Annotated in this window: 15 protein-coding genes; 9 read left to right on the forward strand and 6 right to left on the reverse strand. The window is 67.4% G+C overall.

Annotated features, from left to right (window positions below; all coding sequences use genetic code 11):
- Nucleotides 1–143: 143 nt before the first annotated feature.
- Nucleotides 144–1364, forward strand: coding sequence for a lipase family protein (locus tag NY1_RS11275; RefSeq protein WP_067710946.1), 1221 nt, complete (start codon nucleotides 144–146; stop codon nucleotides 1362–1364).
- Here the strand turns inward: NY1_RS11275 and NY1_RS11280 are convergent.
- The 3 genes from NY1_RS11280 to NY1_RS11290 form a co-directional block, all read right to left on the reverse strand.
- Entirely contained in the window at nucleotides 1349–2617 is a 1269-nt protein-coding gene (locus NY1_RS11280) for a PucR family transcriptional regulator (protein ID WP_067710948.1), read from the reverse strand. The genes NY1_RS11275 and NY1_RS11280 overlap by 16 nt on opposite strands.
- A 228-nt stretch (nucleotides 2618–2845) precedes the next feature.
- Complete coding sequence (locus NY1_RS11285; protein WP_067710950.1) at nucleotides 2846–3625, reverse strand: alpha/beta fold hydrolase; 780 nt, start codon at nucleotides 3623–3625, stop codon at nucleotides 2846–2848.
- Nucleotides 3626–3745: 120 nt separating this feature from the next.
- Nucleotides 3746–4399, reverse strand: a complete 654-nt coding sequence (locus tag NY1_RS11290; protein WP_067711482.1) for a histidine phosphatase family protein — start codon at nucleotides 4397–4399, stop codon at nucleotides 3746–3748.
- Between the two features lie 169 nt (nucleotides 4400–4568).
- On the opposite strand from NY1_RS11290, the gene NY1_RS11295 reads away from it, so the two are divergent.
- A complete protein-coding gene (locus tag NY1_RS11295) occupies nucleotides 4569–5240 on the forward strand; it encodes a hypothetical protein (protein ID WP_067710952.1) in 672 nt (223 codons plus the stop codon).
- A gap of 61 nt (nucleotides 5241–5301) precedes the next feature.
- On the opposite strand, the gene NY1_RS11300 is transcribed toward NY1_RS11295, so the two are convergent.
- Both NY1_RS11300 and NY1_RS11305 read right to left on the reverse strand, forming a co-directional pair.
- On the reverse strand, nucleotides 5302–6606 hold the full coding sequence (locus NY1_RS11300; protein ID WP_157762156.1) for a sensor histidine kinase: 1305 nt from the start codon (nucleotides 6604–6606) through the stop codon (nucleotides 5302–5304).
- Nucleotides 6603–7262 (reverse strand): response regulator transcription factor, encoded by a 660-nt coding sequence (locus NY1_RS11305; RefSeq protein WP_067710956.1) that lies wholly within the window; start codon nucleotides 7260–7262, stop codon nucleotides 6603–6605. Before NY1_RS11305 ends, NY1_RS11300 begins: the two co-directional genes overlap by 4 nt.
- Nucleotides 7263–7683: 421 nt before the next feature.
- Between NY1_RS11305 and mgtE the strand changes: the two genes are divergently transcribed.
- The 3 genes from mgtE to NY1_RS11320 all read left to right on the forward strand — a co-directional run bounded on the left by mgtE (nucleotide 7684) and on the right by NY1_RS11320 (nucleotide 10719).
- Nucleotides 7684–9147, forward strand: a complete 1464-nt coding sequence (mgtE, locus tag NY1_RS11310) for a magnesium transporter (RefSeq protein ID WP_084534862.1) — start codon at nucleotides 7684–7686, stop codon at nucleotides 9145–9147.
- Between the two features lie 247 nt (nucleotides 9148–9394).
- Nucleotides 9395–10357, forward strand: coding sequence for a class 1b ribonucleoside-diphosphate reductase subunit beta (gene nrdF, locus NY1_RS11315; RefSeq protein ID WP_067710958.1), 963 nt, complete (start codon nucleotides 9395–9397; stop codon nucleotides 10355–10357).
- A gap of 143 nt (nucleotides 10358–10500) precedes the next feature.
- Nucleotides 10501–10719 carry a hypothetical protein gene (locus NY1_RS11320; protein ID WP_067710960.1) on the forward strand — a complete coding sequence of 73 codons (219 nt, stop codon included), beginning with the start codon at nucleotides 10501–10503 and terminating at the stop codon, nucleotides 10717–10719.
- A gap of 3 nt (nucleotides 10720–10722) precedes the next feature.
- On the opposite strand, the gene NY1_RS11325 is transcribed toward NY1_RS11320, so the two are convergent.
- A complete protein-coding gene (locus NY1_RS11325) occupies nucleotides 10723–11856 on the reverse strand; it encodes an ABC transporter substrate-binding protein (protein ID WP_084534863.1) in 1134 nt (377 codons plus the stop codon).
- A 179-nt stretch (nucleotides 11857–12035) separates the two neighbouring features.
- Here NY1_RS11325 and ctaD point away from each other — a divergent pair, with 179 nt between their 5' ends.
- From ctaD to NY1_RS11345, 4 genes are all read left to right on the forward strand, one after another.
- The gene (ctaD, locus tag NY1_RS11330) at nucleotides 12036–13772 is read left to right on the forward strand and encodes an aa3-type cytochrome oxidase subunit I (protein ID WP_067710962.1); all 1737 of its coding nucleotides are present in this window, start codon (nucleotides 12036–12038) and stop codon (nucleotides 13770–13772) included.
- Between the two features lie 177 nt (nucleotides 13773–13949).
- Nucleotides 13950–15179 (forward strand): phosphoserine phosphatase SerB, encoded by a 1230-nt coding sequence (gene serB / locus NY1_RS11335; protein WP_067710964.1) that lies wholly within the window; start codon nucleotides 13950–13952, stop codon nucleotides 15177–15179.
- A 97-nt stretch (nucleotides 15180–15276) separates the two neighbouring features.
- Nucleotides 15277–15780 (forward strand): protease inhibitor I42 family protein, encoded by a 504-nt coding sequence (locus NY1_RS11340; RefSeq protein ID WP_157762157.1) that lies wholly within the window; start codon nucleotides 15277–15279, stop codon nucleotides 15778–15780.
- A 13-nt stretch (nucleotides 15781–15793) separates the two neighbouring features.
- Nucleotides 15794–16546: a peptidyl-tRNA hydrolase gene (locus NY1_RS11345; RefSeq protein WP_067710968.1), complete on the forward strand. Its 753-nt coding sequence runs from the start codon at nucleotides 15794–15796 to the stop codon at nucleotides 16544–16546.
- Nucleotides 16547–16806 lie beyond the last annotated feature (260 nt).

Consider the following 16806-nt stretch of genomic DNA (forward strand, 5'->3'; position numbering starts at 1 on the left):
TTCACAAGATCTCGTCCCCGCCGTTGTGAACTATCGCAAGCTTTTCCCCGCGCCTTACCCGCACCCCGGCCGAATTTCTACGCTGCCCGAGAGTACCTGCCCGCAGCGGAGTCGGCGGCAGGCGGCGGAAGGAATACGGCCCCATGCGGATTCGATTACGACATGCGCGGTTGACGGCACTGTTCGGAGCGTTGCTGATCGCGAGCGCGCCGGGGGTGGTCAGCGCGCAACCCCTGGACCCGACCCCGGACCCGGATCCGTTCTACGCGGCACCGGCCGATATCGCCGACCACGCCCCGGGGGATGTGCTCGACGTACGCGCCCTGCCCGCACTGGCGACCTTCCCCGATACCGACATCACCCTCATCAAGTTCCGCTCCACCGGATCCACCGGCGACCCGATCGCGGCCACCACCACCGTGCTCTCGCCCCGCAATCGCAGCGCCGACGCCCCGCTGCTGTCGTTGCAGCAGATCATCAACGGCCTGGGTGCGCAGTGCGCCGTCTCGCACGTCCTCTACACCAGCGACCCCAATCTCATGGTCCGCGAGGCCCCGGCCTGGAACGCGCTGTTGCAGCACGGCTGGAGCCTGGCGCTGCCGGACCATCTCGGACCCCGATTCGCCTACGGCGCGGCCAAACTCGGCGGCCAGATCACCCTGGACGGTATCCGCGCCGCCCAGCGGCTGCCCGCGCTGAAGGTCGAGCACAGCCAGGTCGCCATGGTCGGCTACTCCGGCGGCGGGATGGCCACCGCCTGGGCCGCCGCGCTCGCTTCCAGCTATGCCCCCGAACTGCGGCTGGCGGGCGCCGCCATGGGCGGGGTGCCGATGAATCTGGTGAGCATGCTGGAGGGCCTGGGCTACGGCCGGCATCCGGTGTTCGGCCTGGCGCTGGCGGCCGGGCTGGGCCTGGAACGCGAGTACCGGGACCGTTTCCCGCTCAGCGATCAGCTCAACGATCGCGGGCTGGCGGTGCGCGCCAAGCTGGCCAACAGCTGCACCAACGACATTCTCACCGCCGCCGCGGGGCAGGGCGTGATGGATGTGGCCAAGACGACGGTGATGACGGGTGATCCGGTGGCGCGCGCGGTGGTGGAGGAGAACAGCCTGGAGCTGTATCCGGGCGTGCCGAATATCCCGGTCTTCGAATGGCATTCGCCGATCGACGGCCTGATTCCGATCGACGCCGTGGTGCACACCGTGGCCCGCTATTGCGCGGCGGGCACCAATGTGTGGTCGGAGCAGATACCGGTGCCCGACCATCTCACCGCCGCGGTGCTCGGGCTGCCCGCCGCCCTGGCCTGGCTCGATGCCCGGTTGCGCGGTGAGCCCGCGCCGAGCAACTGTCAGCCGGCGCGATAGGTGCGCGCCACCAATGCCGAACGCAGGTACCACAATCCGGAGGCCTGCGCGGGATCGAATCCGGTCAGTTGCCCGATGCGTTTGAGCCGGTAGTCCACGGTATTGGTGTGCACGTGCAGCAGCCGGGCGGTGCGCTGGCGATTGAGATTGTTGCTGATGTGGGTCTGCAGGGTCTCGAGCAGTTCCGGATGTTCGTCGAGCGGATCCAGCACCGATCCGAGATGGTCGCGGCCCGGTCCCGGCCGGGTCAGCTGGTATTCCAGGGCGAGTTCGTCGAATCGGAACAGCCCGCGCACCAGCCGCAGCCGGTGCACGATGTCGAGGAGTTCGTGCGCCTGGTCGGCGGCGTCCGGAATCTGTTGCGGCGTGGCCGAAATCAAGGTGGCGGTGATCGGCACCCGCGCCGCCCGGGACAGCTCCTCGACCAGTTCGTCCAGCTGCTCGTCCGGAATCTCCTGCGCCGGAAGCAGAATGGTGCCGCCGTCCACGCTCAGCAGCGACAGCGCCTTGTCGGTGTAGTGGGTGGCCAGCTCGGCCTGTACGCGTCGCAGTTTGCGCCGCGCCACCACCGCGCCGTCCACGGTGGGGGAGTGCTCCTCCGGATGTTCCGGAATCGACACCGCGAGCACGTGATACGACTCGGCGATCTCGATCCCGCATTCGCGCGCCATGGTGGAGGTGCTGTGCCCGCCCAGTAGCGCCGAGGTGAGGGTGTGCACGGCGGTGTGGTGTTCGGCGACCACGGCCCGCATCTCGCGCACGTAGGCCAGCGACACCGCGGAGGTCATCCGGTCCAGCAGTTCCACCACCAGTTTCGAGCCGTCCAGGATGTTCTCCATATCGGCGGCGGCGATCACGAGCGTGCCCTCGGGCCCGTCCGGGCTGCGATGCCGGGACAGCGCACCGGTGATCACCAGATTCGACCCGATCTTGAACCCTTCGTGGATGGCGTGGTGAATGGTGTCGATGGGGATCCCCTCGCGCGCCCACTGCGCCGCCGCCTGTTCCAGCCGCTTGGTCTTCTCGGGGATATCGCGTCCGTCCAGCATGCCCACCGCCAGCTCCAGGCACATGCGGGTGATGGTGGTGACATCCCCGTGGATGGCGTCCCCCGGCAGCGTCCCGCACGGCGCGACGGTCTCCACGAAATGCCCGACCATGTGCTGGGCGATGCCGCGCACATCCTTGAGCGGTGAGGACATCGGCGAGCCCGATACGGTGAGCCCTCCGCGCCCCGGCATATCGACGGACATCGGCGACTCCTTCCGCCCCGGGCAGGACCGCCCCGGGGACTGAAGAACGCTAACCCATGCGCCGGAGGCGGGTGCCCGGTTGATCAGCTGCTGTGATCGCGCGCAGCCTTGCGGCGGCCCGATTGTGAGGCGTCACAAGGCGCTCGCCGATAGCCAGCGGCCCGGAATCCCACGCCACCGGCCACGACCCCGCCGATCGTGATTCCCCACAGTGCCTGCAACCCTGATTTACACCAGCTCGTCCAGGAATTCCGCCACCGCCTTGGCGAAACCGTCGGGGTCGGCGACATAGACGAAGTGATCGGTGTTCAGCTCCACCATGCGGGTATGCGGTCGCCGCGCCACCATGTCCGCCGCTTGCTCGGCCGGAATCACCCCGTCGGTCGCCCGGATGAGCAGCGCCGGGCAGGAGCTGCCCAGCCATTCGGCCCAGTGGTCCCCGTGCACGTGATGCTCCGACTCGACCATATCGGCCGGATGGAACGGCAGACCCCAGCTCCCGTCCGCCCGCTCCCGCACCAGCGCGCCGAAATGCCCTGCGAACGGCCCCATTTCGGTGACCAACTGCTCGCGGCTCGGCCCCTCGTGCGGCAGGCCGAGCACGAACTCCAGTGGATTGCTGCCGTCGAGGCCGAGCGCGGCCGCGCCATCGGCGTCGACGAACGCCCGCACCCGCTCCGGGAACCAGGCCGCCAGTTGGTAGGCATTGATGCCGCCCAGCGAATGCCCCACCACCACAGCGCTTTCCAGGCCCAGGTGGTCGAGCAATGCGACGATATCGTCGACGTACCCGCGCCGGCTGTAGTCCGCGGCCCGATCGGAGTGGCCGTGCCCGCGCTGATCGAGCGCGATGAGCCGCCATTCAGGGGAGAGGCTCGCGGCGAACCCGGTGAAGCTCGCCGCCTCCGACATGTGCCCGTGCAGCGCCAGCACCGGCTGCCCGTCACCCCCGAAGTCCAGGTAGGACAGGGTGCGGCCGTCGATGTCGAAGTTCTTGCGAGTAACCATTTTTCATCCCTTCCGAGTGTGTGACACGACTCTAACCCGAAGTAAGACAAATGTGCAAGACAAATGTCTAAGACGTTCGAATCGGCTGGTGCGAGGCGTCGGACGGAGCCGCCCGCGGGCTCAGGTCAGGTGGGTGGTGTCGCCGTAGGTGAGCAGCTGGAAGCCGGATTCGGTGCGCTGCCAGTGTGAGAGCGAGGCGTTGCCGATCTGGGTGCTCTCGATGTCGAGGATGGTGGCTTCGTCGAGGTCGCCGAGGATGTAGCGGGCCATGACGATCACCACGTCGTGGGTGAAGATCAGGACGTGGCCGTCGAGTTCGCGGAGCAGGGTGCGCAGGCGCAGGGCGACGTCGGTCCAGGATTCGCCGCCGGGCGGGCGATAGTAGAAGCGGCCCTGGCGTTCTCGTTCCCGGTACTGCTCCGGGTGCAGGCGGCGGATGCCCAGTTCGGTGTGGCCCCACAGGATGCCGACGTCGCGGTCACGCAGGCGTTCGTCCTGCCGGATGCGCTGGGCTGGAAGAGAACTCAGTGCGATCTCGGCGGTGGTGCGGGCGCGGACGAAGGGGGAGGACAGCACCGTGTCGAAGGTGTGGCCATCGGCGGCCAGTCGAGCCCCGAGTGCTCGCGCCTGACTGCGTCCCAGGTCGGACAGCGGTACGTCGGCGTCGCGTCCGTGCTCGTCGAAGCGCTCCCGTCCGGCGGCATCGTCGGCCGCTTTCGCCGCATTGCCCGTACTTTCCCCGTGCCGCACCATGATCAGCGATTCCAGTCCCATGGAATCAGCCCAGCACGCATCGGCGGGCCGCGCCACCGCCCGCGTGAATTCGCAATTCGCCTAATTCCGGCAACTATTCGGTTCGGGGCCTCGAATTCGCGGCAATCCCCCGCCCGGAACTGTGACAGCGGGTAACGTCTCGCAGGGCCGCACGACAGGGAGGAAGAATGTGACCGATACAGAAAAAGTAGCGCTGTCCTTCCCGCCGGCGGAACCGCCGGCTTTTCCCGGCTCGCAGTCCGAGGGCAAGGGCATTTCCCGGCGGAAACTCGCGGCGCTCGCGGGCCTGCCGCTGCTCGGCGCCGCCGCGGCCGGCGCCGTCTACGCCACCCAGAACGGCGGAGACGCCCAGCAAGCCGGCGTGCCGGCCACCAAGGCGGCGAGCCAGACCGGCACCGGCGGGCTCCCGACGCAGAGCGAACCGGCGCCGGGTCTCGCCCCCGAGATTTCCAAGATCGGTAGTCGGCACATCGCGGCTCTGCACGCCATTCACAATTTCCTGAACCATATGTCGAGTTACGACCCGAATTCGCTGGACGCGTATTTCGCGGGCGCTATAGATTCGACAACCGGGACATATCGCCAGCAATTGATCGACACCCAGAACGCGACCCGTCAGTACTTTCTCGCCACCAACAGCCGCAGCGAGGTGCTCGAATTCAATTGCGGCCTGCGGGCGATCACCGGCGGGACCGCGCTCGGCATCGGCTACGTCAAACAGTCCACCGCCAGCGACCTCACCGCGGGCGCGGAGATCTCCCTGACGGCCGCGGCGGTGACAGCGGAGGAGCAGCCCGACGGCCGTTGGCTGATCAGCGATATCAAGCGCATCTCGACCTGAATATCCGGATGTAAATATGCGCAGCCGGGCATGTGTGCCGGGTGCGGCGCGCCGGTGACCGCTACCGGCGAGCCCCCGACGGCGCGCCGGCGGTGATATCGGCGGGCGGCAGCCACAAGGTGGCGATGGTCCCGCCCCCGACGGCCGGTTCGATGGACGCATTGCCGCCGTGCACCTGCGCCACCCACGCCACCAGCGCCAGCCCGATCCCATTGCGCCCGGACCGCCCGGCCGCCCCGCGATCGAACGGATTCGCCGACATCACCGGATCCACGCCCGGCCCGTGGTCGCGCACGCTGACCCGCCCTTCGGCCACATGCACTTCCACCGGCGCGGCGCGATTCACCGCACCGTGCGTCAGCCCGTTCTCCAGCATGTTCTTGATGGCCAGCGTCAGCAGTTCCGGATCGCCGACCACCACGGTCGGATGCGCGGCGACGGTGATGCGCGGATCCCCGGCCTCCTCGGCCACCGCCTCCGCCAGCTGATCCAGCCGCAGCATGGTCCGCTCCGGGGCGGCGATGCCCGATTGCGCCCGCGCCCGCGCCAGCAGGCCGGTGACCAGGCGGGCCATCCGGTCCGCCAGCCGCCGGGCCTCGCCCAGGGTCTGCGCCACCTCCTGCGGATTCTTCGGCCGCGATTCGGTGAGCAGCTTCAAAGTGGTGAGCGGCGTACGCAATTCGTGCGCGGCGTCACCCAGGAACTGTTCGTGCTCGTCGAGCATGCGCAGCGCCGCGCGCACACTGCGCCCGGACAGCAGATAGGCGGCCGCGGTGGCCAGCGCGACCAGCGCCGCCCCGCCGATCGTCAACGCCCACACCAGATTCCGGTGATCGCCCGCCCCGGTCATGGTGTCGGTGCTGGCGAGGATCACCACCACCGCGTCCCAATCGGTCCAGAAGATCGGCGTCCCGGCGACCCGGACCGAGCGTCCGGTGATGTCGGTGGTGGTGGTCAGCAGCGTGGTGTACATCTGCTGATCGGCATGGTCCTCGGTCTGGGTGGCCAGGGTCGAGATATCGGTATCGCTGGGCATGTACGAGCGCTGATAGATATGCGCCTGCCGCCACTGCTCACCCGGTTTGCGCACCGCCACCACCACCGCGATATCACCGGACGACGCCGGATCCTCGGTGACCGTGGACAAATCGAGCTGCGTCCCGTCGTGCTGAATGGCCCGCGCCAGCGACCCGGCCACCAATTCCACTCGCCGGTCCGCGTCGGTCGTGCGCGCCCGCGCGTCGATGGTCGCCGCCACCCACCCCAGTACCAGCACCGCCGACAGGGTGATCAGCGCGACCAGCCCGGTCATCATCCAGCGCGCCCGGCGCAGCCGCGCCACGGCGGGGGACCTGTGCGAACTCAAGCCGGCACCACGAATCCGGTGCCGCGCACCGTCTCGATCACGCACGGTTCCCCGAGCTTGCGGCGCAGCTTCGCGACCACCGCGTCCACCACATTCGAAGCGGGCTCGGCCATTTCGTCCCAGCAGCATTCGATGAGCTCGGTGCGGGTCACCACGCTGCCGCGCCGGGCGGCCATCAGTTCCAGCACCGCGAACTCCTTCGGGGTGAGCATGAGCATCACCCCGCCGCGCGTCACCCGCCGCCGCATCAGGTCGATATCGATGTCGCCCAGGCTCATTCGCGAGGCGGTCGGCTGCTGCCGGCGGCGGCACAGCGCCCGCACCCGCATGACCAGCTCCGGTAGCGCGAAGGGCTTGGTGAGATAGTCGTCGGCCCCGTGCTCGAATCCGGCGAGCCGGTCGTCGAGCCCGTCGCGCCCGGTGAGCATGAGCGCGGGCACGGTGTGGCCGTTCTGGCGGACCTTCGCGACCAGGTGCAGGCCGTCGCCGTCGGGCAGGCCGCGATCGACCACCAGGCAGTCGTACCGATTGATAGCGATCTTGAAATCGCCGTCGGCGATATCGAAGGCGAGGTCGACCGCGAAGCCCGCCGCGCGCAACCCGTCGGCTACCTCGCGATTGAGCTGTGGATCGTCCTCTATCACCAAAACACGCACAGAGGCAGAGATTAGACGCCGCTGGACCGCCGCCCAACTGGTACGGACCGGCCGTTACCCGGAAATGATCGGAAAATGATTCCGCCGGGAACCTTCCCGGAATAACCCCCGGTGCGAGCGTGGTTTCGCAGATAAGGGTATCCTGCACGAGGATGCTTTGCGTCGTTCCACGGGATGATCCCGGGCACGACCTCCGCCCGTCGACCGACGGGTGTCCTATACGGTGCGCGACGGCTTCGAGGAGGTGGGTTGCATGCGTAGCGAACCCCCCAGTCGAAGGCCGCGCGGCGCCGCCCCCTCCTCCTGCCGATAGTCTCCGCTGTCGCGGTAGGGGCGGTGCCCCGCGGTGTGACCTGGTGTTTCCATCCGTTCACCCCCACACTCGCCGTTCCGGCTGAGGAATTCCGGCTGAGGTTCCGCCATGACGCAGACCGATCTGACCGTTGTCTCGACGCTGCCCGCGCTCCGGCCGCTGCCCGTCGCACCCCTGACCGAGGCGGCCGTGTTGCCCGACGACTTCGACCCGCGTGACGCCGCGGGCGATTCCGCTCGCCCGCAAGGTGATTCGCTGCGCGATATCGTCGACTGTCATCACCTGGCCGCTACCACCGAATGGCTGGACAACCATCCGCCGCACGTCATCGCCGACGAACTCGCGCGCATGGACGCCGTCTCGGCGGGGATGGCCTTCCGGTTGCTGGACAAGGACCGCGCCCTCGACGTGTTCGAGGAGCTGGAGCCCATCGACCAGCAGCAGATCCTGACCGGGCTGCGCGATCAGAGCTTCCGCGATCTGGTCGAGGAGATGGATCCCGACGATCGCGCCCGCATGCTGCGCGAGGCCCCGGCCAAGGTCGCCAAGAAGGTGCTCGCCGGGCTGAGCGCCGAGGAGCGCCGCATGACGGCCATCCTGCTCGGCTACCCGGAGGGCTCGGTCGGTTTCTACATGACGCCGGAAGTGATTGCGCTGCCGCGGAATCTGCCCATCGCGCAGGCCCTGCAGATGGTGCGCACCGAGGGCGGCAAGGCCGAAACCGTCTACACCCTGCCGGTGGTGGACGCGGGCCGGCGGCTGATCGGCGTGGTGGAACTGCGGGATCTGGTGCTCAGCTCGCCCGACGCCATGATCGCGGATCTGGTCGAGGCGGAACCGATGCGCGCCCGCGCCACCGATTCCGCGGAGAAGGCGGCCCGGCTCATGCAGGGCGCCAACCTGATCAACCTGCCGGTGGTGGACAGCGAGGACCGACTGGTCGGGCTGCTCACCATCGACGACGCCGTCGAGGTCATCGAGGCGGCCGACTCCGAGGACGTGGCGCGGCAGGCCGGCACCACCCCGTGGGCCGGTCACTACATGGCCGCGGGCGTATTCCAGCTGGCCCGTTACCGGGCGCTGTGGCTGATGCTGCTGCTGGTCGCGGCCACCCTCACGGTCACCGTCACCGACTACTTCGAACCCACCCTGGAACAGGCGGCGCATCTGGCGCTGTTCATTCCGCTGCTGATCGGCGCGGGCGGCAATGCCGGCGCGCAGGCGGCCACCTCGTGCGTGCGCGCGCTGGCGGTGGGGGAGGTGCGAGTCTCCGATCTGTTCAAGGTGATCTGGCGCGAATGCCGGGTGGGGTTGCTGCTCGGCGCCATGCTGGCGGTGGTCGGCCTGGTCATCGGCGCGGTGTTCGTGGAGGCCAAAATCGCGGTGGTGGTGGCGATTACGCTGGTGGTCATCTGCGGCTGGGCGGCCACCATCGGCGGCACCATGCCGCTGCTGGCCAAGAAGCTGCGCATCGATCCGGCGGTGATCTCCGCGCCCATGGTGACCACGCTGGTGGACGCCACGGGTCTGATCATCTACTTCATGACCGCGAAACTGGTGCTCGGCATCTGATTCAGCTTCTGATCGGCAAACATCTGGCGGGGCGGTCCGAGTGGCCGCCCCGCCTCGTTGTGACAGATTGCACGGCTGTAATTTTTCGGTCCGGGGCACCCCGCGCCGGAATTCGCGCAGCACAGCGCGAGCACGACGCGGAGACACGACATCTTGTGCATGAGTGCGTTTCAGGCCCCAAGTAGTAGTGTTCTTGATAGGGAAATCCGCAACGGGCCGGTGAGTTGGGAAGGGTGAGTGAGCGGGCGTGAAACTGATCAGTCGGGTATCGGCGATCAACTGGAACCGAGTGCTGGACGACAAGGATGCCGAGGTCTGGGATCGGCTCACCGGCAACTTCTGGTTGCCCGAAAAGGTGCCGGTCTCCAATGACATCCCGTCGTGGGCCACGCTGACCCCCAGCGAAAAGCAGCTCACCATGCGGGTTTTCACCGGCTTGACGCTGCTGGACACCATCCAGGGCACCGTCGGCGCGGTCAGCCTGATCCCGGACGCGCTCACCCCGCACGAGGAGGCGGTGCTCACCAATATCGCCTTCATGGAGTCGGTGCACGCCAAGAGCTACAGCCAGATCTTCTCCACGCTGTGCTCCTCGCGCGAGATCGACGAGGCCTTCCGCTGGTCCGAGGAGAACCGGAACCTGCAGCGCAAGGCCGAGATCGTGCTCGAGTACTACAACGGCGAGGACCCGCTCAAGCGCAAGGTGGCCTCCACCCTGCTGGAGTCGTTCCTGTTCTACTCCGGCTTCTACCTGCCCATGCACTGGTCCTCGCGGGCCAAGCTCACCAATACCGCCGACATGATCCGCCTGATCATTCGCGACGAGGCCGTGCACGGGTACTACATCGGCTACAAGTACCAGAAGGGCCTGGAGCTGGTCTCCGAGGCCGAGCGCGAAGAGCTCAAGAGCTACACCTTCGAGCTGCTGTTCGAGCTGTACGAGAACGAGGTCGAGTACACCCAGGATCTCTACGACGAGGTCGGCCTGACCGAGGACGTCAAGAAGTTCCTGCGCTACAACGCCAACAAGGCGCTGATGAACCTCGGCTACGAGGGCCTGTTCCCGAAGGACGAGTGCGAGGTGAACCCGGCGATCCTGTCGGCCCTCTCGCCCAACGCCGACGAGAACCACGACTTCTTCTCCGGCTCCGGCTCCAGCTACGTCATCGGCAAGGCCGTGAACACCGAAGACGAGGACTGGGAGTTCTAGGGAATTTCCCGGCTTCCCGGCCCGAAAAGATCCGGCCCCCGGCGCATTCGCGCCGGGGGCCGTTTCATTGACGAAAACCTTATGCCCAGCGTGGTACTGGTGATTGTTCGGATGAAAAGTGCTGGGTACGAAGGAGTTCCATCGTGAAGTTCAAGTCTCTGCTCATCGGTTCCGCTCTCGCCGCGGGCATCACCGCCGCCGTCGCGCCGATCGCGCACGCCGACGAGATCTTCTACGGCAACTACCGCACCCGCGCCGCCTGCGAGGCGGACGGCAAGAACACCCAGGCGCATCCCGGCTGGACCGCCTTCGACTGCCGCCAGGGCATCGACGACACCTGGAATCTGTACCTGAAGGACTGAGCGTCAGTCGCCCACGTAGGCATTGAGCGATTTGCTCATATCGACCAGCAGGGCACGGGCGGCGATCACACCCGATCCGTGCCAGATGCTGTCGTCCACCGCGAACATGCGATGGTCGCCGACCGCGCCGAGTTCCTTCCAGTCGTCGCTCTTCAGGGTGGACTTGCCGAACTTCAGGCCGTCCGGGCCGTCGAACATGACGTAGAGAATGTCGCCCTCGAGCTTGTTGCGGGTGGCCTGGGCGCCGAGATTCGAACCGACGTCGTAGGAATCGACCCGCTGCGCCGCCGGGCGCTGCACGCCGGCGTCGCCGAGCACCTGGCCGGCGAAGCTGTTGCCGCCCTGCACCTGGATGTCGTCGGCGCCGAAGCGCACCACCGATGCCTGGGTCAGGCTCGAATTGGCGGCGATCCCGGCGTCTTTCGCGGCGGTGCGGTAGTCGTCGAGGGCCTTGGCGGCCAGGGTCTTGCGGCCCATGGCCTCCGCGATACCGGTGAACTGGGCCTGCCAGCCGCCGTCCGTGCCGAACAGCACGGTCGGCGCGATCGCCTTCAAGGATTCGTAGGCCGCGCCCTCGCCCGCGCCGCCGATGATCAGATCCGGTTTCAGCTCAGCGATTTTCGCCGGATCCGGCGCGCCGACCAGACCCACCGACGGGATGGCGGCGATGCCGGTGCCCAGGTAGGAGGGCTGCGGCGTGGCCTTGCCCGCATCGTCGGTGAGCCCGGAAACCGTTGCCGCGCCGACCACCCGCTCCCACACCCCGACCCCGCAGGCCGCGTCCAGGGCCGCGGTGGACAGCACCACGATGCGCTTGGGATCGCTGGGCACCTCCGCGGTCCCGGCGACGCCGGAGACGGTGCGGGTGGCACCGGAGGCCGGATCGGCCGAACCCGGGAGCGCGCAAGCGGATCGGGTATCGCGTTCGATACCCACCACGCCCGCCCCGGCGATATTCGTGGTGGTGCGCACAATCGAGGAGAGCGCGTCATCACTGGGGGCTCCGCAACCCGACAGCAGACTTGCCGCGAGGGCCGCGGCGACCCCCGGCACCACTCCCCAGGTGCGCAAACGTCGCAAACGGGACGGGCTGGAAGCGAACTGGATTCGGGTGGAAGCGGACTCGCGCACCGGCATGGCTGGCAGCGTACCTTCGGGCACCCCCGCGCCCAATTACGACACAGAGTAGGACCTAGGCGCGTCGCCCGTCGGGACAACGTTTACGATGCCTGAAGCGCAAGCCACCGTCGTTCGTCAAAGTGCCGAACCGGACGCGGTAAGCAGCGTACGAACGATGGCATACCTGTGGAGGTTTCGTGACTGCCGTAGAACCGAGGCCAGTCCGCCAAGTGGAGGCGGCTCGGCCCTACCCGCAACGGACGGGTCCGAAGGGTTCTTTCATCTACAAGATGGTCACCACGACTGACCCGAAGGTGCTCGGCGTCATGTACCTCGTGACGGCCATGTCCTTCTTCCTCGTCGGTGGCCTGATGGCGCTGCTCATGCGCGCCGAGCTGGCGCGCCCGGGCATGCAGTTCCTGTCGCCCGAGCAGTTCAACCAGCTGTTCACCATGCACGGCACGATCATGCTGCTGTTCTATGCGACCGCGATCGTGTTCGGCTTCGCCAACATCATCCTGCCGCTGCAGATCGGCGCCCCCGACGTGGCGTTCCCCCGTCTGAACGCGTTCAGCTACTGGCTGTACCTGTTCGGCGGCACCATGGCGACCGCCGGCTTCATCACCCCGGGTGGCGCGGCCGACTTCGGCTGGACCGCCTACACCCCGCTGACCGACATCGTGCACTCGCCCGGCGTCGGCGCGGACCTGTGGATCCTGGGTCTGGCCGTGTCCGGTCTGGGCACCATCCTCGGTGGCGTCAACATGCTCACCACCGTGGTCTGCCTGCGCTGCCCCGGTATGACCATGTTCCGGATGCCGATCTTCACCTGGAACATCGCCGTCACCTCGGTGCTGGTGCTGCTGGCCTTCCCGCTGCTCACCGCGGCGCTGATGGCGCTGGCCTACGACCGGCATCTCGGCGGGCACATCTACGACCCGGCTTCGGGCGGCGTGATGCTGTTCCAGCACCTGTTCTGGTTCTTCGGTCACCCCGAGGTGTACATCATCGCGCTGCCGTTCTTCGGCATCGTGTCGGAGATCTTCCCGGTCTTCTCGCGCAAGCCGATCTTCGGTTACACCACGCTGGTGTACGCGACGCTGGGTATCGCGGCGCTGTCCATCGCGGTGTGGGCGCACCACATGTACGCCACCGGCGCCGTGCTGCTGCCGTACTTCTCGTTCATGACCTTCCTCATCGCGGTTCCGACCGGTGTGAAGTTCTTCAACTGGATCGGCACCATGTGGCGGGGTCAGCTGACCTTCGAAACCCCGATGCTGTGGTCCATCGGCTTCCTGGTGACCTTCCTCTTCGGTGGTCTCTCGGGCGTCATCCTGGCCGCGCCGCCGATCGACTTCCACGTGTCGGACACCTACTTCGTGGTGGCGCACTTCCACTACGTGCTCTTCGGCACCATCGTGTTCGCGACCTTCGCGGGCATCTACTTCTGGTTCCCGAAGATGACCGGCCGCATGATGGACGAGCGCCTCGGCAAGTGGCACTTCTGGGCCACCTTCGTGGGCTTCCACACCACCTTCCTGGTCCAGCACTGGCTGGGCAACGAAGGCATGCCGCGTCGCTACGCCGACTACCTGCCCTCGGACGGCTTCACCACCCTGAACACCATCTCCACGATCGGTGCCTTCATCCTGGGTTCGTCGATGCTGCCGTTCATCTGGAACGTCTTCAAGAGCTACCGCTACGGCGAGGTCGTGACCGTGGACGATCCGTGGGGCTACGGCAACTCCCTGGAATGGGCGACCTCCTGCCCGCCGCCGCGGCACAACTTCTACGAACTGCCGCGCATCCGCTCCGAGCGTCCCGCGTTCGAGCTGCACTACCCGCACATGGTCGAGCGCATGCGCGCCGAGGCCCACGTGGGCTGGGGCTCCAAGTCCCACACCGTCAAGGAACTCGAGAAGCTCTCGAAGTAGCCTGACGCAGGCAAGGATTCGCGGCGGCCGTCTGACGACGGCCGCCGCGGTCGTTTGTGCCGGGTGATACCGACCACCACGTCGGTGGTCGGCGCGGGCTCCCAGGGCCCGACCTGACAGAATGAGCGGGCTGCCCGCCGACATCCGGGCCGCCAGTCCCGAGAACGGAGTTATCGATTGAGCACGTCTGAGACGACGGTTCTGGTTACGGTCACCGGACCCGACAAGCCGGGCGTGACGTCGGTGCTACTGGCGGCACTCAGCAATAACGCGGTGAGTCTGCTGGATGTGGAGCAGGTGGTCATTCGGGGGCGGTTGACCCTGGGTGTGCTGGTTTCCTGTCCGACCGATCCGGAAGCCCTCCAGGATCAGCTGGAAGACGCGATGGCCACCGTCGGCATGGATGTCGATGTCGAGATCGGCGCGAATTCGGTCTCCGGGGCGAAGCTTTCGACCCATGCGGTCGTGGTGCTCGGTTCCCCCGTCACCGCCCGCGCCTTCTCCGCCATCTCGCGCAAGCTCGCCGAGCAGGGCGTGAACATCGATGCCATTCGCGGCATCGCCGACTACCCGGTCACCGGTCTGGAGCTGACGGTGACGATTCCGTCGCTCGACGCCGAGACCGAGACCCAGCTGCGCACCGCGCTGTCCGCCGTCGCCGCCAAGGAGAGCGTCGATGTGGCCGTCGAGCGCGCGGGCCTGGCCCGGCGGTCCAAGCGGCTCATCGTGTTCGACGTGGACTCCACCCTGATCCAGGGCGAGGTCATCGAGATGCTGGCCGCGCACGCGGGCGTGGAAGAGGAAGTCCGGCAGGTCACCGAGGCCGCCATGCGCGGCGAGCTCGACTTCGCCGAATCGCTGCGGCAGCGCGTCGCCACCCTGGCCGGGCTGGACGCCTCCGTCATCGACGAGGTCGCCGATCAGATCGAGCTGACCCCGGGCGCGCGCACCACCATCCGCACCCTGCGCCGCCTCGGTTTCCGCTGCGGCGTGGTCTCCGGCGGCTTCCGGCAGGTCATCGAACCGCTCGCCGAAGAGCTGGAACTGGACTTCGTGCAGGCCAATACGCTCGAGATCGTCAACGGCAAGCTCACCGGCAAGGTGGTCGGCGAGATCGTGGATCGCGAGGCCAAGGCCGTCATGCTGCGCCGCTTCGCCGCCGAGACCGGTGTGCCGATGGAGCAGACCGTGGCGGTCGGTGACGGCGCGAACGATATCGACATGCTGAACGCGGCCGGCCTGGGCATCGCCTTCAATGCCAAGCCCGCGCTGCGCGAGGTCGCCGACGCCGCCCTCTCGCACCCCTACCTGGACGCCATCCTGTTCATCCTCGGCGTCACCCGCGACGAGGTCGAGGCGGCCGACGCCCGCGACGGTGGTGTGCGCCGAGTGCCGTTGCCGCACTGAGCCCTCCGCGCGACGCGTCCGATTCACCTGCACCGACCGTAACCAGCCGGTCGGTACCGTGGTCCGGACAGCGATTGCCGACGAGAGGAGACGGTTCGTGCGGGTGCGGACGCCAGTGGCGGTACTCATGGTCGGCTTGGCGCTGACCGCCTGCGGCAAAGATTCGGACAACTCGACCCCGGAGACCGTCACGGTCACCGCCGGCTCCAGCACCGCCGGACCGATTCCGACCACTTCGAACCCGCCGCTGACCACCACCTCCGCCGAGCACGAGGCGGTGAAGATCGGCAAGGACGCGAACGGCAAGGACGTGGACCTGGTCCCCGGCCAAGGCCTGATCGTCACCCTGGACGCCAACCCCTCCACCGGATTCGCCTGGGAACTCACCGAACTCGACCAGAACATCCTCAAACGCAACGGCAGCCCCGAATATCAGCAGGACCCAAGCCCGGACGGCATGGTCGGCGTCGGCGGCAAGGCCATCTGGAACTTCGTGGCCGCCGGGCCGGGTGCCACCCGGCTCACCCTCGAGTACCGTCGGGCCTGGGAGCAAGGCGTCGAACCGGCCCAGCGCTTCCAGGTGACGGTGAACGTGAAGTAGTAAGGAGCAACGCGTGTCGAGCATCGAATCCCTCGTCGATCCCGGATTCGCGGCCCGGCACGCGGAATTGGCACGCGGCTACGGCGGCAGCGGCGATCCGGACGATCCGGACCTGGTGCAGGCCATGCAGATGGTGCTGCACATACCCAAACAGGATCCGCCGCGCCGCAGCGCGCTGCTGGCCGCCGCCGCGTCCGCCGCGGTCGCGGTCTGCCTGGATCCGCGGGTGGGACCGGACGGCGAATGGGAGCAGCGCTACCTGGCCTGGAAACGCTCCCGGATTCGCAAGGTGGCCCGGCGGGCGCGCGGCGCGCACTGGCTGACCGCCCAGGAGGTGGACGGCATCACGGTGGAACACGAAGGCGCGCAAGCCCGTGCGTTCGTGCCGGGACCGGTGGGCGCCATCGATCCGCGCATTCGGCGGTTGCAGATCGGCGGCACCGAATTGCCGCCGGATGAACTCGATTCGATCGACACGCGGTATCCGGTCCTGTGGGTACAGGCCGAATTGGGTATGACTGTGGGTAAGGCCGCTGCGCAGGTCGGGCACGCGAGCATGCTGCTGGCCGGCGCCATGCCGGTGGGGCAGGCGTATTCCTGGGCCGCGCAGGGCTTCCGGTGCACCGTCGCCGAATCCGGTCCCGAGCACTGGGCCGGTCTGGTCCGCCGGGTGCAGGACGGGACGGCGGTGGCGGTGCGCGATGCCGGATTCACCGAGGTGGCTCCGGGATCCATGACGGTGATAGCGGTGCCCGCGGTGAGCTGAGCCGGTGTCCATGAGACAGACCGTTCGGTTGGGCGGTTGGCTTATGTGCGCTGTGGGTATCGACTTGTAGCAGTGACAGGTCCAGGATCGGAGCCACGAGTTTCCGACGGAGGAAACACGGAAATGACTACATTGATCGTGATACTCATCGTGTGGGTGCTGCTCTCCATCCCGGCGGCCTTGCTCTTGGCTCGAATGTTCCGGTCCACGAGCTCGGATGCTCGCGGCAAACAAGACCGCAGCGACGATCTATCGCAAGT

The sequence above is a fragment of the Nocardia yamanashiensis NBRC 100130 genome (genome assembly GCF_001613325.1).
GTDB classification, from domain to species: domain Bacteria; phylum Actinomycetota; class Actinomycetes; order Mycobacteriales; family Mycobacteriaceae; genus Nocardia; species Nocardia yamanashiensis.

Coding starts and splice junctions, on each gene's coding strand:
- NY1_RS11275 (WP_067710946.1), top strand. CDS start 144: ATGCGGATTCGATTACGACATGCGCGGTTGACGGCACTGTTCGGAGCG.
- NY1_RS11280 (WP_067710948.1), bottom strand. CDS start 2,617: ATGTCCGTCGATATGCCGGGGCGCGGAGGGCTCACCGTATCGGGCTCG.
- NY1_RS11285 (WP_067710950.1), bottom strand. CDS start 3,625: ATGGTTACTCGCAAGAACTTCGACATCGACGGCCGCACCCTGTCCTAC.
- NY1_RS11290 (WP_067711482.1), bottom strand. CDS start 4,399: ATGGGACTGGAATCGCTGATCATGGTGCGGCACGGGGAAAGTACGGGC.
- mgtE (WP_084534862.1), top strand. CDS start 7,684: ATGACGCAGACCGATCTGACCGTTGTCTCGACGCTGCCCGCGCTCCGG.
- NY1_RS11325 (WP_084534863.1), bottom strand. CDS start 11,856: ATGCCGGTGCGCGAGTCCGCTTCCACCCGAATCCAGTTCGCTTCCAGC.